Genomic DNA, 16,935 nt, shown 5'->3' on the forward strand with positions numbered 1-16,935 from the left:
ATAATAGGCATCCACTTTGCAGGGGCGTAGTTCCAATTGGTAGAACAGCGGTCTCCAAAACCGACGGTTGGGAGTTCGAATCTCTCCGCCCCTGCCACTTTTACACTCTGTGTGAAGTCTAAAATTAAAAATCGGTTTAAACAGTCAGTTTTTAAGTTTAGATTTTAATGGATTAACCCTGCCAAAGAGCAGGGTTGTTGTGTCTGTAGTTAAGGTAATAATATTATGAGCACGAATGTAGAAACACCATCAAGTGCGATGGATTCAGTGAAGTGGATTGTAGCGATAGCGCTACTAGCAGGCGCAGTTGTTGGTAACCACATGTACGCAGACCAATCTGTATTATTACGTGCAATTGGCGTAGTGGTTGCTGTTGCAGCAGGTTTAGGTATTGCCTCACTTACTGAAAAAGGCCGTACTTTTATTGCGTTTGCAAAAGAGGCACGTATTGAAGTGCGTAAAGTTGTCTGGCCAACGCGCCAAGAAACAACCCATACAACATTAATTGTAATGGTTGCAACTGTGATTATGGCACTTATCCTGTGGGGATTAGATGGCATTTTATTCCGCGCTGTAGGCTTTTTAACTGGATTGGAGATCTGATCCCATGTCGGATGAGAAGAACGAAAAGAAACTACGTTGGTACGTAGTACAAGCTTTCTCTGGTTATGAGAAGCGTGTTGCACAAACTATTCTTGAGCACATCAAGATCGAAGGTTTGGAAGATAGTTTTGGTGAAGTTTTAGTACCAACTGAAGAAGTTGTTGAGATGCGTGCTGGTCAAAAGCGTAAATCTGAGCGTAAATTCTTCCCAGGTTACGTATTAGTAGAAATGGACATGAACGATGCAAGCTGGCACTTAGTGAACAGCACTGCGCGTGTAATGGGCTTTATTGGTGGTACATCAGATCGTCCTGCACCAATCAGCAAAAAAGAAGCTGATCGCATCTTAAATCGTCTGCAAGAAAATGCTGAAGCACCTAAGCCTGCAACATTATTTGAACCAGGCGAAGTTGTTCGTGTTATTGATGGTCCATTTGCTGACTTCAGCGGTGTCGTTGAAGAAGTGGATTACGAAAAGAGCCGCGTGAAAGTATCTGTACTTATCTTTGGTCGTTCGACACCAGTTGAGCTTGAATTTGGTCAAGTTGAACAAGACAAATAAGTAAAAAAATTAAAGCTGTCAAAATCGTTTAATATTATTGGCAATAAGCTTGAAAAAGGCCGTTGATTAACTTATAATCAGCGGCCTTTTTGTGTTAGGGCAAGTTATCACTTGTTTTATCACGAAAAGTGAGAACCAATTTTTAAACTGGGAAGCCGTTAGAGTACGCGTCCTCGCGCGCACAAGGCTATGACCCACCAAATGAGGTATTTATTATGGCTAAAAAAGTTGAAGCTATTATCAAGCTACAAGTTGCCGCTGGTATGGCTAACCCTAGTCCTCCAGTAGGTCCAGCACTAGGTCAACACGGTGTAAACATCATGGAATTCTGTAAAGCGTTCAACGCACGTACAGAGTCTATCGAAAAAGGCGCTCCAGTTCCTGTAGTGATCTCTGTTTACGGTGACCGTTCTTTCACGTTCGACATGAAAACTCCACCGGCTGCTTACTTACTTAAGAAAGCTGCAGGTATCAAATCAGGTTCTGGCCGTCCTAACACTGAAAAAGTGGGTACAGTTACTCGTGCTCAACTTGAAGAAATCGTTGAGACAAAACGACCTGACCTTACAGCGGCTGATATGGACGCTGCAGTTCGCACTATCGCAGGTTCTGCGCGTGCGATGGGCTTGAACGTAGAGGACTAAGATAATGGCAAAATTAACTAAACGTATGCGTACAATCCGCGAAAAAGTGGATGCGACTAAAGATTACGAAATCAACGAAGCCGTTGCTCTTTTAAAAGAGTTAGCGACAGCTAAATTCGTAGAAAGTGTTGACGTTGCTGTTAACCTTGGTATCGATGCTCGTAAATCTGACCAAAACGTTCGTGGTGCAACTGTACTACCTAACGGTACTGGTCGTGAAGTTCGTGTTGCTGTATTCACACAAGGCGCTAACGCAGATGCTGCGAAAGAAGCTGGTGCTGAATTAGTGGGCATGGAAGATCTTGCTGAACAAGTTAAGAAAGGCGAGATGAACTTTGACGTTGTTGTTGCATCTCCAGACGCTATGCGTGTTGTTGGTCAACTAGGTCAAATCTTAGGCCCTCGTGGTCTAATGCCAAACCCTAAAACTGGTACTGTAACACCTAACGTTGCAGAAGCAGTTAAAAACGCGAAAGCAGGTCAAGTTCGTTACCGTAACGACAAGAACGGTATCATCCATACTACTATCGGTAAGGTTGATTTCACTGCTGAGCAACTTCAACAAAACCTTGAAGCTCTTATTGTTGCGCTTAAGAAGGCTAAACCTTCTCAAGCAAAAGGTACTTACGTGAAAAAAGTAACTATCTCTACAACAATGGGCGCAGGTGTTGCTGTTGACCAAAACTCTTTAAGCACAGTTGTTGCTTAATTAAGAGTTTACATGGCGCGAAATTTAAACTATAATTTTGCGCCATTTTGTTGAGAAAGTTAATTTCGAAACAAGTAAAGAATTCGGGTTGAAGTCCATAATTTCGTACTGCCTTCGGGTAAAAACGATAAATTGGGCTTCCGTCCAAGACCGTAGGCGGCTTCGGCCTTAATAAATTTTACCTACGTAGACGGTGTGAATCCCCAGATAGATTTTTCCTAATCTTCTGGCTCTCGCCGTAAAAAGCATCTCCATCATTGATGGGGAAGAGTAGAACAGGGAAGCCTATGTAGGCGACCCATTAAACCAGGAGTAACACCCATGGCTTTAAATCTTCAAGGCAAAAAAGCAATTGTTGCTGAAGTCAACGAAGCAGCCACTGGTGCTCTTTCTGCAGTTGTTGCAGATTCTCGTGGTGTAACAGTTGGTGCTATCACTGCCCTTCGTAAAGAAGCTCGTGAAGCTGGTGTATGGATGAAAGTTGTTCGTAACACTTTAGCTAAACGTGCTGTTGAAGGTACAGACTTTGAGTGCCTTTCTGACTCACTTGTTGGTCCAAGCTTAATCGCTTTCTCATCAGAGCACCCAGGTGCTGCTGCGCGTATCTTCTCAGATTTCGCGAAAAAGAATGAGAAATTCGAAGTTAAGACGGCTGCATTTGAAGGTAATGTAGTAGACGCAGCTATGCTAGCAACTCTACCTACTTACGACGAAGCTGTTGCACGCTTAATGAGCGCTATGAAAGAAGCGTCTGCTGGCAAATTGTGTAAAACAATTGAAGCAGTACGTGTACAGAAAGCTGAGCAAGCTGCTTAATTTTAAGCTGTTTTTTTGTTCACTTTCGGTGTAATATTTTTTTTGGGCTAGAATTAGTCCGTAATAATTAGGAAATTTGTAATGTCTGTAACTAAAGACCAAATCCTTGATGCTATTGCTGAAATGTCAGTAATGGACGTTGTTGCTCTAGTTGAAGCAATGGAAGAGAAATTCGGCGTAACTGCAGCTGCTGCTGTTGTTGCAGGTCCTGCTGCTGGTGATGCAGCTGAAGAAAAGACTGAGTTTGACGTAATCCTTACTGGCGCTGGCGCTAACAAGGTTGCTGCAATCAAAGCTGTACGTGGTGCAACTGGTCTTGGCCTTAAAGAAGCGAAAGCTCTTGTTGAATCAGCTCCTGCACCTCTTAAAGAAGGTGTATCTAAAGAAGAAGCTGAAGCGCTTGCAAAAGACCTTACTGAAGCTGGTGCTGAAGTTGAGGTTAAGTAATCTAGCTTACGCTAGGTTCGCTGCCTGAGTAATCAGGCAAGGGCTGGTGATTATTTAATCACCGGCCTTTTTGCGCTATGGAGCGATGCAATCCTGTAGCGCAAACAAAATCTAATTTTCTCTTTATTTTCAATTTGTTATGTAAATTAACGGTGAAAGTAACCGAGCAAAATAGAACAACAATTTAATGTTGTACATCTTGGCATAGATGCCAGTTAAGTCTGTTCTTACAAGAACAGGTCGGGTCAAAGATCAGCAAGCTGAGGAACCCCATGGCTTACTCTTATTCTGAAAAGAAACGTATCCGTAAGGATTTTGGTAAACGTCCACAAGTTTTGGATATACCTTTCTTACTGTCGACGCAGTTAGAATCGTTTAAAAAATTCTTAGTCCCTGACGCTGATGGCGATCACGGTTTGGAAGCTGCTTTCCGTTCTGTGTTTCCGATCAAAAGCTACTCGGGAAATTCTGAGCTACAATACGTAAGTTATCGTATTGGTGAGCCAGTATTCGATGTAAAAGAATGTCAAATTCGCGGTGTGACTTATTCTGCTCCACTTCGCGTAAAATTGCGTCTTGTGGTGATGGACAAAGAAGCACCAGGCACAGTTAAAGACATAAAAGAGCAAGAAGTTTACATGGGCGAAATTCCGCTCATGACTGATACCGGTACCTTTGTAATCAATGGTACAGAGCGTGTTATCGTTTCTCAGCTACACCGTAGCCCTGGTGTATTCTTTGATAACGACCGTGGTAAAACTCACTCGTCAGGTAAAGTACTCTATAACGCGCGTGTAATTCCTTACCGTGGTTCATGGTTAGACTTCGAGTTTGATGCAAAAGATAACCTATATGTACGTATTGACCGTCGTCGTAAATTACCAGCGTCAATTATCTTACGTGCACTAGAGTTTTCTACAGAAGAAATTCTAGATATCTTCTTCGATACCACTGCGTTTGAAGTAACTGATGGTAAAGTTCTTATGGAACTTGTGCCTTCACGTTTACGTGGTGAAACTGCCGCTTTTGATATCAAAGGCGAAGACGGTGAAGTCCTTGTTGAAGCGGGTCGTCGTATTACTGCGCGTCACATCAAGAACATCGAGAAAAAAGGTATTAACCAATTAGAAGTACCGCATGAGTACATCATTGGTCGTGTTGTAGCTAAAAACTATGTTGATGAATCAACAGGTGAGATCATCGCAAACGCGAATGACGAGCTATCACTTGAGCTAATGGCTGAATTGGTTAAAGCAGGTCACACTAAGATTGATACACTATATATCAACGAAGTGGACAGCGGCGCCTACATGTCAGATACATTACGTATCGACACAACAAGCAACCGTTTAGAAGCATTAGTAGAAATTTATCGCATGATGCGCCCAGGCGAGCCACCGACGAAAGACGCGGCTGAAGCCTTATTTGATAACTTGTTCTTCTCTGACGAGCGTTACGATTTATCAACAGTTGGTCGTATGAAGTTCAATAGCCGTGTAGGCTATGACTCAGATACAGGCCCTGGCACATTATCGAAAGAAGACATCGTAGCTGTTATGAAAGTGCTTATCGCTATTCGTAACGGTGTTGGCGATGTTGATGATATCGACCACTTAGGCAACCGTCGTATCCGTAGTGTTGGCGAAATGGCTGAGAACCAATTCCGTGTTGGTCTAGTACGTGTTGAACGTGCTGTACGTGAGCGTTTAAGCTTAGGTGACCTTGATGCGGTAATGCCACAAGATCTTATTAACGCTAAGCCTATTTCGGCAGCGGTTAAAGAGTTCTTTGGTTCATCTCAGTTATCACAGTTCATGGACCAAAATAACCCGCTTTCAGAAGTAACGCACAAGCGTCGTATTTCTGCATTAGGTCCGGGTGGTTTAACACGTGAACGCGCGGGCTTCGAAGTGCGAGACGTTCACGTAACTCACTATGGTCGTGTATGTCCAATCGAAACGCCTGAGGGTCCAAACATCGGTCTAATTAACTCATTGTCTACGTACGCACGTACTAATGACTATGGTTTCTTAGAAACACCTTACCGTAAAGTGGTAAACGGTGTAGTTACTGATGAAGTAGATTACTTATCAGCCATTGAAGAAGGTCAGTTTGTTATCGCTCAGGCGAACTCAAACTTGAACGACAACAATGAGTTTGTTGATGAACTAATTCCATGTCGTCACAAAGGTGAATCAACCTTTATGGGCAAAATGGACCAACAATATATGGACGTATCACCACAACAGGTGATCTCTGTAGCGGCAGCACTTATCCCGTTCTTAGAACACGATGATGCTAACCGTGCATTGATGGGTTCAAACATGCAACGTCAAGCCGTACCAACACTGATCGCGGACAAACCGTTAGTAGGTACAGGTATTGAGCTTACACTAGCGAAAGATTCTGGTGTAACGATCGTTGCTAAGCGTGGTGGTGAAGTAATGTATGCGGATGCAAGCCGCATCGTTGTAAATGTACATGAAGATGAGCGTATTCCAGGTGAAGCGGGCATCGATATTTACAACCTTACTAAATACACTCGCTCAAACCAAAATACATGTATTAACCAAAAACCAACGTGTATGGTTGGTGAGCCGGTAACACGTGGTGACGTATTAGCAGATGGTCCTTCGACTGACTTAGGTGACTTAGCACTTGGTCAGAACCTTCGCGTGGCATTCATGCCATGGAACGGTTATAACTTCGAGGATTCAATCCTACTATCTGAGCGTGTAGTTCAAGAAGATCGTCTAACGACTATCCACATTCAAGAACTACAATGTATCGCACGTGATACTAAATTAGGTCCTGAAGAGATCACAGCAGATATCCCTAACGTAGGTGAGTCTGCACTAGGCAAGCTTGATGAATCAGGCGTTGTTTATATCGGTGCTGAAGTGAAAGGCGGCGATATTCTAGTAGGTAAAGTGACTCCGAAAGGCGAAACGCAATTAACGCCAGAAGAAAAGCTACTACGTGCTATCTTCGGTGAGAAAGCGTCAGACGTTAAAGACAGCTCTTTACGCGTACCAAACTCTGTAACGGGTACTGTAATCGACGTACAAGTTTTCACCCGTGACGGTGTTGAAAAAGATAAGCGTGCGTTAGAAGTTGAAGACATGCAGCTTCGCGAAGCGAAGAAAGACTTCAACGAAGAGTTCCGTATCTTAGAAGCAGGTGTATTAGACCGTGCTCGTAAGCTACTTGTTGACGCAGGTCTGAACGCAGATTCAATTGCATCACTAAATGCTGAAAAGCTGCTTACTCAAAGCCTTGCTGAAGAAGACAAGCAAGCTGAACTTGAGCAACTAGCTGCACAGTACGATGAGCTTAAAGCTGAATACGATAAGAAGTTTGAAAACAAACGTCGTAAGATCACTCAAGGTGATGACTTAGCACCAGGCGTACTTAAGATTGTTAAAGTATACCTAGCTGTTAAACGTCGTATCCAACCGGGTGATAAGATGGCGGGTCGTCACGGTAACAAAGGTGTTATCTCGACTATCGTACCAGTAGAAGATATGCCATACGATGACAAAGGTCGTACGGTAGACATCGTTCTGAACCCGCTAGGTGTACCATCACGTATGAACATCGGTCAGATCCTAGAAACACACATGGGTCTTGCTGCACGTGGTGTGGGTGAGCGCTTAGAAGAAATGATGAAAGAGCAGCGTGAACTGCACGAAATCCGTAGCTTCGTTAAGAAAGTTTACGAATTAGGTGATTGTCGTCAGAAAGTCGATATTGACACTTTCTCAGATGACGAAGTTCGTCGCTTAGCTGAAAACTTGAAAGGTGGTTTACCGATCGCAACTCCAGCCTTTGATGGTGCTCGTGAAGGCGAGATCAAAGACTTACTAGAGCTTGGTGGTTATCCAAGAAGCGGTCAAGTTACACTTTATGATGGCCGTACTGGCGATCAGTTTGAACGTCAAGTAACTGTTGGTTACATGTACATGCTGAAACTTAACCACTTGGTTGATGACAAGATGCACGCACGTTCAACTGGTTCTTACAGCCTTGTTACTCAGCAGCCGCTGGGTGGTAAAGCGCAGTTCGGTGGCCAGCGTTTCGGTGAGATGGAGGTGTGGGCACTAGAAGCTTACGGTGCTGCATATACTCTACAAGAAATGCTAACAGTGAAATCGGATGACGTGAACGGTCGTACTAAGATGTATAAGAACATCGTAGATGGTAACCATAAGATGGAACCAGGTATGCCAGAATCGTTCAACGTATTGTTGAAAGAAATCCGCTCACTGGGTATCAACATCGAGTTGGAAGAAAATTAAGCCATTTAGGTGCGGCGTAAGCCGCACCTGTTAGGCCGAATAGAATGTAGGGGCGATTGGTTCGCCCTCAAGATTAACCTCCGACAGGAGAGCTAAGGTGAAAGACTTACTTAAGTTTCTGAAGCAACAAAATAAGACCGAAGAATTCGATGCAATTCGCATTGGTCTTGCTTCGCCAGATATGGTTCGTTCATGGTCATACGGTGAAGTAAAGAAACCTGAGACAATCAACTACCGTACTTTCAAGCCTGAGCGCGACGGCTTATTCTGTGCCCGTATTTTCGGCCCAGTGAAAGATTATGAGTGTTTATGTGGTAAATATAAGCGCCTTAAGCACCGTGGTGTTATTTGTGAAAAGTGTGGCGTTGAAGTAACGCTTACTAAAGTGCGTCGTGACCGTATGGGTCACATTGAACTTGCCAGCCCAGTTGCGCACATTTGGTTCTTAAAATCATTACCGTCACGTATCGGCTTAATGCTAGACATGACACTTCGTGACATCGAACGCGTACTTTACTTCGAATCATTCGTTGTAACTGAGCCTGGTATGACAACGCTTGAGCGTGGTCAACTTTTAGGTGAAGAAGAGTACCTAGATGCACTAGAAGAGCACGGTGATGAGTTTGAAGCGAAGATGGGTGCGGAAGCAGTTTTAGACTTGCTTCGTGAACTTGATCTTGGCCAATTAATTGCTGAAATGCGTGAAGAGTTACCAACAATTAACTCTGAAACGAAGCGTAAGAAGATCACTAAACGTCTTAAATTAATGGAATCTTTCCACCAATCAGGTAACAACCCTGAGTGGATGATCATGACTGTACTTCCAGTACTGCCACCTGATCTACGTCCATTAGTACCACTAGACGGTGGTCGTTTTGCGACTTCTGATCTGAATGACCTATACCGTCGTGTTATTAACCGTAATAACCGTCTTAAGCGTCTATTAGATTTAGCAGCACCAGACATTATCGTACGCAACGAAAAACGTATGTTACAAGAAGCGGTAGATGCGCTACTTGATAACGGTCGTCGCGGTCGTGCGATCACAGGTTCTAACAAACGTCCTCTTAAATCGCTTGCTGATATGATCAAAGGTAAGCAAGGTCGTTTCCGTCAGAACTTACTTGGTAAACGTGTAGATTACTCAGGCCGTTCTGTAATCACAGTAGGTCCTACGCTTAAACTACACCAGTGTGGTCTTCCTAAGAAGATGGCACTTGAGCTATTCAAACCATTTATCTACGGCAAACTAGAGCGTCGCGGCATGGCTACGACTATCAAAGCTGCGAAGAAGATGGTTGAGCGTGAAGTGGCAGAAGTATGGGATGTATTAGACGAAGTAATTCGTGAACACCCAGTATTACTTAACCGTGCACCAACTCTTCACCGTTTGGGTATCCAAGCGTTCGAACCTGTGCTTATCGAAGGTAAAGCGATCCATTTACACCCATTAGTTTGTGCGGCGTACAACGCTGACTTCGATGGTGACCAAATGGCGGTACACGTACCGTTAACGCTTGAGGCACAGTTAGAAGCACGTGCGCTAATGATGTCTACAAACAACATCCTATCTCCAGCGAATGGTGAGCCAATCATCGTTCCTTCACAGGACGTTGTATTAGGTCTTTACTACATGACTCGTGATCGCATTAATGCGAAAGGCGAAGGCACTGTATTTAAAGATCCTAAAGAAGCTGAAAAAGCATACCGCAGCGGTAACGCTGAGTTACATGCACGCGTAAAAGTACGTATCAGCGAGACAATTAGTACAGAAGAGGGTGATGCAGTTGAGCAAGTATCTATTGTTGAAACAACAGTAGGTCGTGCAATTCTTTCACTAATCCTACCTAAAGGCATGCCGTTTGAGCTAATCAACCAAGCCCTAGGTAAGAAACAAATTTCTGGCTTATTAAACGAGTGTTACCGTCGTCTAGGTCTTAAAGATACAGTAATCTTTGCTGACCAAGTAATGTACACAGGTTTCCACTACGCGATGAAGTCAGGTGTTTCAATCGGTATCGATGACTTAGTTATCCCACCGGTTAAAGCAGAAATCATTGAATCAGCGGAAGCTGAAGTAACTGAAATCAACCAACAATTCCAATCAGGTCTTGTAACGGCTGGTGAAAAGTACAACAAAGTTATCGATATCTGGTCACGTGTAAATGAAAACTTATCACGTGAGATGATGGCGAACTTATCAAAAGACACTGTAATTAACGCGAAAGGCGAAGAAGAAGAGCAATCTTCATTCAACTCAGTGTTTATGATGGCAGACTCAGGTGCACGTGGTAGCGCCGCTCAGATCCGTCAGTTAGCGGGTATGCGTGGTCTAATGGCACGTCCAGATGGTTCAATCATCGAGACACCAATCACGGCGAACTTCCGTGAAGGTCTAAACGTACTACAGTACTTCATCTCGACGCACGGTGCGCGTAAAGGTCTTGCCGATACAGCACTTAAAACAGCAAACTCGGGTTACTTAACGCGTCGTCTAGTAGACGTTGCACAAGACTTAGTAATCAATGAAGACGATTGTGGCACAGAAGATGGCTTAACAATGAAACCGCTTATCGAAGGTGGTGACGTTGTAGAAGCACTTCGCGAACGTGTTCTTGGTCGTGTTGTTGCTGAAGATGTATTAATCCCTGGTACAAACGAAGTACTTGTTGAGCGTAACATCATGCTTGACGAAAAACTGTGTGACCTTTTAGAAGAGCACTCAGTAGACGAAGTACGCGTTCGTTCAGTAATCACTTGTGATAATGACTTTGGTGTATGTGCTAAGTGTTACGGTCGTGACCTTGCGCGTGGCCACATCATCAACCCAGGTGAGTCAGTAGGTGTTATCGCGGCACAATCAATCGGTGAGCCAGGTACACAGCTTACGATGCGTACCTTCCACATCGGTGGTGCGGCGTCTCGAGCGTCTGCTGAAAACAGTGTACAAGTTAAAACTAACGGTACATTGAAGTTACACAATGCGAAGTACGTATTAAACACAGACGGTAAGATTGTTATCACGTCTCGTTCAACAGAGATCACTATCATTGATAGCTTTGGTCGTGAGAAAGAGCGTTATAAAGTACCTTACGGTGCGGTGTTAACTGTACAAGATAATGCAGAAGTTCAAGGTAACGATATCGTTGCAACTTGGGATCCGCATAGTCACCCAATCGTTCTTGAGCACAAGTCAAAAATCTCGTTCAGCGACATTGATGACTCAAATACCGAAGCACAAACAGACGAGTTAACTGGTTTAACACGTGTGGTTGTTAAAGACTTAGGTAAAGCGAATGCGAAAGAACCTAAACTAATCATCGAAAGTGATGAGCGTGGTCTGCAAGAAACACGTCTACCTTCATTCACAACGATTGAAGTAACAGACGGCGCAACTGCAAACCCAGGTGACGTACTTGCACGTATTCCGCAAGAAGGTTCGAAAACTCGTGATATCACGGGTGGTCTACCTCGCGTAGCTGACTTATTCGAAGCACGTAAGCCGAAAGATCCTGCAATCCTTGCAGAAATCACAGGTACAATCAGCTTCGGTAAAGAAACAAAAGGTAAGAAGCGTCTTGTAATCACTCCTGCTGAGGGTGACGCATACGAAGAGATGATCCCTAAATGGCGTCAACTTAACGTGTTCGAAGGTGAGCAAGTGTCTAAAGGTGAGGTTATCGCCGATGGTCCTGAGTCACCACATGACATCTTACGCCTACGTGGTGTAACTCATGTAGCTAACTATATCGTTAACGAAGTGCAAGAGGTTTACCGCTTGCAAGGCGTTAAGATCAATGACAAGCACATTGAGACAATTATTCGTCAGATGCTACGTAAATGTATCATCCTTGACGGCGGTGACACTGAGTTCTTAGCCGGTGAACAAGTTGAAGTAGCACGCGTTAATATTTCTAACCGTGAACTTGAAAAACAAGGCAAGATCCCAGCGAAGTTTGAAATCCAATTAATGGGTATCACTAAAGCGTCACTTGCAACAGAATCTTTCATTTCTGCAGCATCGTTCCAGGAAACGACACGTGTCCTAACAGAAGCCGCTGTAAATGGTAAGAGCGATGAACTTCGTGGTCTGAAAGAGAACGTAATTGTGGGTCGTCTGATCCCAGCCGGTACTGGCTTTGCGTATCACCAAGACCGTTTGAATCGTCGCAAGCAAGGTGAAATCATCGAAGAGCAAACAGTAAGCGCTGAAGAGGCAACTCAAGCACTTACTGACGCACTTAATGCTGATATCTCTGGAAACCAATAATCTCAGCTTAATCAATAGATTAAGTAATCGTAAGGCAGTTATCTGCTGCCTTACGATGAGTTAAGGTTGACAGGTTAAACTTTGCTCATTAAAATTCCGCCACCCATTTGCCTGCACGTTTTGTAACGAGCATGTAAACAGGGCGGATTTTTTATTTTTTCAGTAGTAATTTTAATTTCAGGAGCTATTTAAATGGCAACTATTAACCAGCTAGTGCGTAAGCCACGTCGTAGCAAGGTTACTAAAAGTAACTCAGCTGCGCTTAAAGCGTGTCCGCAAAAGCGTGGTGTATGTACTCGTGTATATACAACTACACCTAAGAAACCAAACTCTGCATTACGTAAAGTAGCGCGTGTTCGTTTAACTAACGGTTTCGAAGTAACATCATACATTGGTGGTGAAGGCCACAACCTACAAGAGCACAGTGTAATCCTAATCCGTGGTGGTCGTGTTAAAGACTTACCAGGTGTGCGTTTCCACACTGTACGTGGTGCACTTGACTGTGCAGGCGTTAGCGACCGTCGTCAAGCTCGTTCTAAATACGGTGCTAAACGCCCTAAGGGCTAATGGTTCTCCGTTAGTAAGGCCAAGCACTAAATTTTTAAATTAATTGTTTTGGGTATTGACTCTAAAAGAGCAAACCTGAAGATACCGGAGATACAAAATGCCTAGAAGACGCGTAATAGGTCAACGTAAAATTCTTCCAGATCCTAAGTTCGGATCGGAACTTCTTGCTAAATTCGTTAACGTAGTAATGTTAGACGGCAAGAAATCTACTGCTGAAAAAATCGTTTATGGTGCGTTAGACGTGGCTGCTGAGAAATCAGGCAAGTCGCACCTAGAAATCTTTGAAGCTGCACTTGAAAACGTTCGCCCACAGGTAGAGGTTAAATCTCGCCGTGTTGGTGGTTCAACGTACCAAGTACCAGTTGAAGTACGTCCAGTACGTCGCAACGCATTAGGTATGCGTTGGTTAGTAGACGCTGCACGTAAGCGTGGCGAAAAATCTATGGGCTTACGTTTAGCTCAAGAAATCGTTGACGCTGCTGACAACAAAGGCACTGCGGTTAAGAAACGTGAAGACGTTCACCGTATGGCTGAAGCGAATAAAGCATTCGCTCATTACCGTTGGTAATCTGCCCTTAACCTTTAAGAGGATCATATGGCACGTACAACTCCACTTGAGCGTTACCGTAATATTGGTATTTGTGCTCACGTAGATGCAGGCAAAACCACTACAACAGAACGAGTTCTGTTCTACACGGGTCTTTCTCATAAGATCGGTGAAGTACATGATGGCGCTGCAACTATGGATTGGATGGAGCAGGAACAAGAGCGTGGTATCACAATCACTTCTGCTGCAACAACGTGTTTCTGGAAAGGGATGGACGCTCAATTTGACGACCATCGTATCAATATTATTGATACGCCAGGACACGTAGATTTCACTATCGAAGTAGAGCGTTCTTTACGCGTACTAGATGGTGCGGTAGTTGTTCTTTGTGCTTCATCTGGTGTACAGCCGCAAACTGAGACAGTCTGGCGTCAAGCGAACAAGTACGAAGTTCCGAGAATGATCTTCGTAAATAAAATGGATCGCACAGGCGCTGACTTCTTAACGGTTGTAGAGCAGGTGGAATCTCGTCTTGGAGCAACGCCTGTTCCAATTCAGCTTCCAATTGGGGCTGAAGACGACTTTAAAGGTGTTATAGACCTTATCAAGATGAAAGCCATTAACTGGAATGAAGAAGACCAGGGAATGACTTTCACTTATGAGGCTATTCCGGCAGACCTTCAGGAATTAGCTGAAGAATGGCGTTCTCACTTAGTTGAGAGTGCAGCTGAAGCATCTGAAGAACTAATGGAAAAATACTTAGAAGGTGAAGACCTGACTGAAGCTGAAATTAAAGCAGCTTTACGTCAGCGCACATTAGCAAACGAAATTGTTCCCATGACGTGTGGTAGTGCATTTAAAAATAAGGGTGTTCAAGCTGTGCTTGATGCTGTTATTGAATATATGCCTGCACCAACACAAGTGAAACAAATCCAAGGTATCGTTGAAGACGGTACTGAGGAAGAACGTCCTGCTGATGATAACGCACCGTTTGCCGCACTTGCTTTTAAGATTGCGACAGACCCGTTCGTTGGCACCTTGACCTTCTTCCGTGTTTACTCTGGTACAGTTAAACAGGGTGACGCGGTATATAACCCAGTTAAAAGTAAGCGTGAGCGACTTGGTCGTATCGTTCAGATGCATTCAAACTCACGTGAAGAGATCAAAGTAGTCTACGCAGGCGACATCGCGGCGGCTATTGGTCTTAAAGACGTAACAACAGGTGAAACACTGTGTGATCCGAACTCAATTATTACGCTTGAGCGTATGGAGTTCCCAGAGCCAGTTATCTCTGTTGCGGTCGAGCCTCGCACAGTAGCTGACCAAGATAAGATGGGGATTGCGCTGGGTAAACTAGCTGCAGAAGATCCATCTTTCCGCGTACAGACTGACGAAGAATCAGGCCAGACTATTATTTCTGGTATGGGTGAACTTCACCTTGATATCATTGTCGACCGTATGAAGCGTGAATTCAGTGTTGAATGTAACGTTGGTAAGCCGCAGGTAGCATACCGTGAAGCTATCCGCTCAGCTGTTGAAGTTGAAGGAAAGTTCGTACGTCAATCAGGTGGTCGTGGTCAATATGGTCACGTCTGGCTTAAACTTGAACCGATGGATATTTCGGAAGATGAAGCGCCAACTTACGAGTTCGTTAACGAAATCGTTGGTGGTGCGGTTCCTAAGGAATACATCCCTGCGGTAGATAAAGGCATCCAAGAGCAAATGACTCAAGGTGTGCTGGCAGGCTACCCATTACTTGGCGTCAAGGCGACTCTATTTGATGGTTCATTCCATGATGTAGACTCGAATGAGATGGCATTTAAGATTGCAGGTTCAATGGCGATGAAGAAAGGTGCGCTTGAAGCAAATCCTGCTCTTCTTGAACCAGTAATGAAGGTTGAAGTTATCACTCCTGAAGAAAACATGGGTGATGTAGTTGGTGACTTAAATCGTCGCCGCGGCATGATCGAAGGCATGGAAGAAGCATTTGGTGGTCTTAAGCAAATTAATGCGCAAGTCCCACTTTCTGAAATGTTTGGTTATGCAACTGATCTGCGATCTGCAACACAAGGCCGTGCATCGTACTCTATGGAGTTCTTAAAGTATGCAGAAGCCGCGAAGAATGTTGCAGATGCAATAATTGCAGCTCGCGCTGTTACATGATTTAGCTTGTCTGGCCCAATAGTGGGTCAGGCGTTAATTTCTTTATAGGAATTTTTTAAGATGGCAAAAGAAAAGTTTGAACGCGTAAAACCGCACGTAAACGTAGGTACAATCGGCCACGTTGACCACGGTAAAACTACCCTAACTGCAGCAATCACTAACGTACTTGCAAAAGTATACGGTGGTGTAGCGAAAGACTTCGCATCAATCGATAACGCTCCAGAAGAGCGTGAGCGTGGTATCACAATCTCAACTTCACACGTTGAGTACGATACACCAACTCGTCACTACGCACACGTAGACTGTCCAGGACACGCCGATTATGTTAAAAACATGATCACTGGTGCTGCTCAAATGGACGGCGCAATCCTAGTAGTTGCTGCGACTGACGGTCCTATGCCACAAACTCGTGAGCACATCCTACTTTCTCGTCAGGTTGGTGTACCTTACATCATCGTATTCATGAACAAATGTGACATGGTTGACGACGAAGAGCTACTTGAGCTAGTTGAGATGGAAGTTCGTGAACTTCTTTCTGAGTACGACTTCCCAGGTGATGACCTACCTCTAATCCAAGGTTCTGCGCTTAAAGCGTTAGAAGGTGAGAAAGAGTGGGAAGACAAAATCGTTGAGCTTGCAGAAGCACTAGATTCTTACATCCCAGAGCCAGAGCGTGACATCGATAAGCCATTCATCATGCCTATCGAAGACGTATTCTCAATCCAAGGCCGTGGTACAGTTGTAACTGGCCGTGTTGAAGCTGGTATCATCAACGTGAATGACGAAGTTGAAATCGTAGGTATCAAAGAAACTACGAAGACAACGTGTACAGGTGTTGAGATGTTCCGTAAGCTTCTAGACGAAGGTCGTGCGGGTGAGAACATCGGTGCACTTCTACGTGGTACTAAGCGTGAAGACGTTGAACGTGGTCAAGTACTAGCTAAGCCTGGTTCAATCACTCCACACACGAAGTTCACTTCAGAAGTATACGTACTTTCTAAAGATGAAGGTGGTCGTCACACGCCATTCTTCAAAGGTTACCGTCCACAGTTCTACTTCCGTACAACTGACGTAACAGGTGACGTACAGTTACCAGACGGCGTTGAAATGGTAATGCCTGGTGACAACATCAAGATGACTGTAGAACTAATCGCTCCAATCGCGATGGACGAAGGTTTACGCTTCGCTATCCGTGAAGGTGGCCGTACAGTTGGTGCTGGTGTTGTAGCAACTATCGTTGAGTAATATCAACAGATAGAGCTTCACAGCTTATAAAAAGGTCGCCTAGGCGGCCTTTTTTAATGCCTAA

12 protein-coding genes and 1 tRNA gene are annotated in these 16,935 nt (G+C 44.3%); all 13 read left to right on the forward strand.

Going from position 1 to position 16,935, the window contains the following annotated elements; all coding sequences use genetic code 11:
- Positions 1-20: 20 nt before the first annotated feature.
- Positions 21-97: transfer RNA gene (locus tag NYF15_RS00540), tRNA-Trp, on the forward strand.
- Between the two features lie 128 nt (positions 98-225).
- Positions 226-603 carry a preprotein translocase subunit SecE gene (gene secE / locus NYF15_RS00545; protein WP_062568395.1) on the forward strand — a complete coding sequence of 126 codons (378 nt, stop codon included), beginning with the start codon at positions 226-228 and terminating at the stop codon, positions 601-603.
- A 4-nt stretch (positions 604-607) separates the two neighbouring features.
- Positions 608-1,165 carry a transcription termination/antitermination protein NusG gene (nusG, locus tag NYF15_RS00550; protein ID WP_062568394.1) on the forward strand — a complete coding sequence of 186 codons (558 nt, stop codon included), beginning with the start codon at positions 608-610 and terminating at the stop codon, positions 1,163-1,165.
- A 215-nt stretch (positions 1,166-1,380) separates the two neighbouring features.
- Entirely contained in the window at positions 1,381-1,809 is a 429-nt protein-coding gene (gene rplK / locus NYF15_RS00555; RefSeq protein WP_054554827.1) for a 50S ribosomal protein L11, read from the forward strand.
- Between the two features lie 4 nt (positions 1,810-1,813).
- Positions 1,814-2,518 (forward strand): 50S ribosomal protein L1, encoded by a 705-nt coding sequence (rplA, locus tag NYF15_RS00560; protein WP_062568393.1) that lies wholly within the window; start codon positions 1,814-1,816, stop codon positions 2,516-2,518.
- Between the two features lie 321 nt (positions 2,519-2,839).
- Positions 2,840-3,334, forward strand: coding sequence for a 50S ribosomal protein L10 (rplJ, locus tag NYF15_RS00565; RefSeq protein ID WP_062568392.1), 495 nt, complete (start codon positions 2,840-2,842; stop codon positions 3,332-3,334).
- An 81-nt stretch (positions 3,335-3,415) separates the two neighbouring features.
- The gene (gene rplL, locus NYF15_RS00570) at positions 3,416-3,781 is read left to right on the forward strand and encodes a 50S ribosomal protein L7/L12 (RefSeq protein ID WP_130149213.1); all 366 of its coding nucleotides are present in this window, start codon (positions 3,416-3,418) and stop codon (positions 3,779-3,781) included.
- Positions 3,782-4,053: 272 nt separating this feature from the next.
- Positions 4,054-8,079 (forward strand): DNA-directed RNA polymerase subunit beta, encoded by a 4,026-nt coding sequence (rpoB, locus tag NYF15_RS00575; RefSeq protein ID WP_130149212.1) that lies wholly within the window; start codon positions 4,054-4,056, stop codon positions 8,077-8,079.
- 97 nt (positions 8,080-8,176) lie between these two features.
- Complete coding sequence (rpoC, locus tag NYF15_RS00580; RefSeq protein ID WP_371352410.1) at positions 8,177-12,349, forward strand: DNA-directed RNA polymerase subunit beta'; 4,173 nt, start codon at positions 8,177-8,179, stop codon at positions 12,347-12,349.
- Between the two features lie 192 nt (positions 12,350-12,541).
- Positions 12,542-12,916, forward strand: a complete 375-nt coding sequence (gene rpsL / locus NYF15_RS00585; protein WP_002958885.1) for a 30S ribosomal protein S12 — start codon at positions 12,542-12,544, stop codon at positions 12,914-12,916.
- 97 nt (positions 12,917-13,013) lie between these two features.
- Positions 13,014-13,484, forward strand: a complete 471-nt coding sequence (gene rpsG / locus NYF15_RS00590) for a 30S ribosomal protein S7 (RefSeq protein WP_054554834.1) — start codon at positions 13,014-13,016, stop codon at positions 13,482-13,484.
- Between the two features lie 27 nt (positions 13,485-13,511).
- Positions 13,512-15,626 carry an elongation factor G gene (gene fusA, locus NYF15_RS00595; protein ID WP_371352411.1) on the forward strand — a complete coding sequence of 705 codons (2,115 nt, stop codon included), beginning with the start codon at positions 13,512-13,514 and terminating at the stop codon, positions 15,624-15,626.
- A 60-nt stretch (positions 15,627-15,686) separates the two neighbouring features.
- Positions 15,687-16,871, forward strand: coding sequence for an elongation factor Tu (tuf, locus tag NYF15_RS00600; RefSeq protein ID WP_062567544.1), 1,185 nt, complete (start codon positions 15,687-15,689; stop codon positions 16,869-16,871).
- Positions 16,872-16,935: the final 64 nt, after the last annotated feature.

Origin of the sequence: Pseudoalteromonas sp. 68 DY56-GL68 (genome assembly GCF_041414825.1) — a bacterium.
In the GTDB taxonomy this organism is placed as follows: domain Bacteria; phylum Pseudomonadota; class Gammaproteobacteria; order Enterobacterales; family Alteromonadaceae; genus Pseudoalteromonas.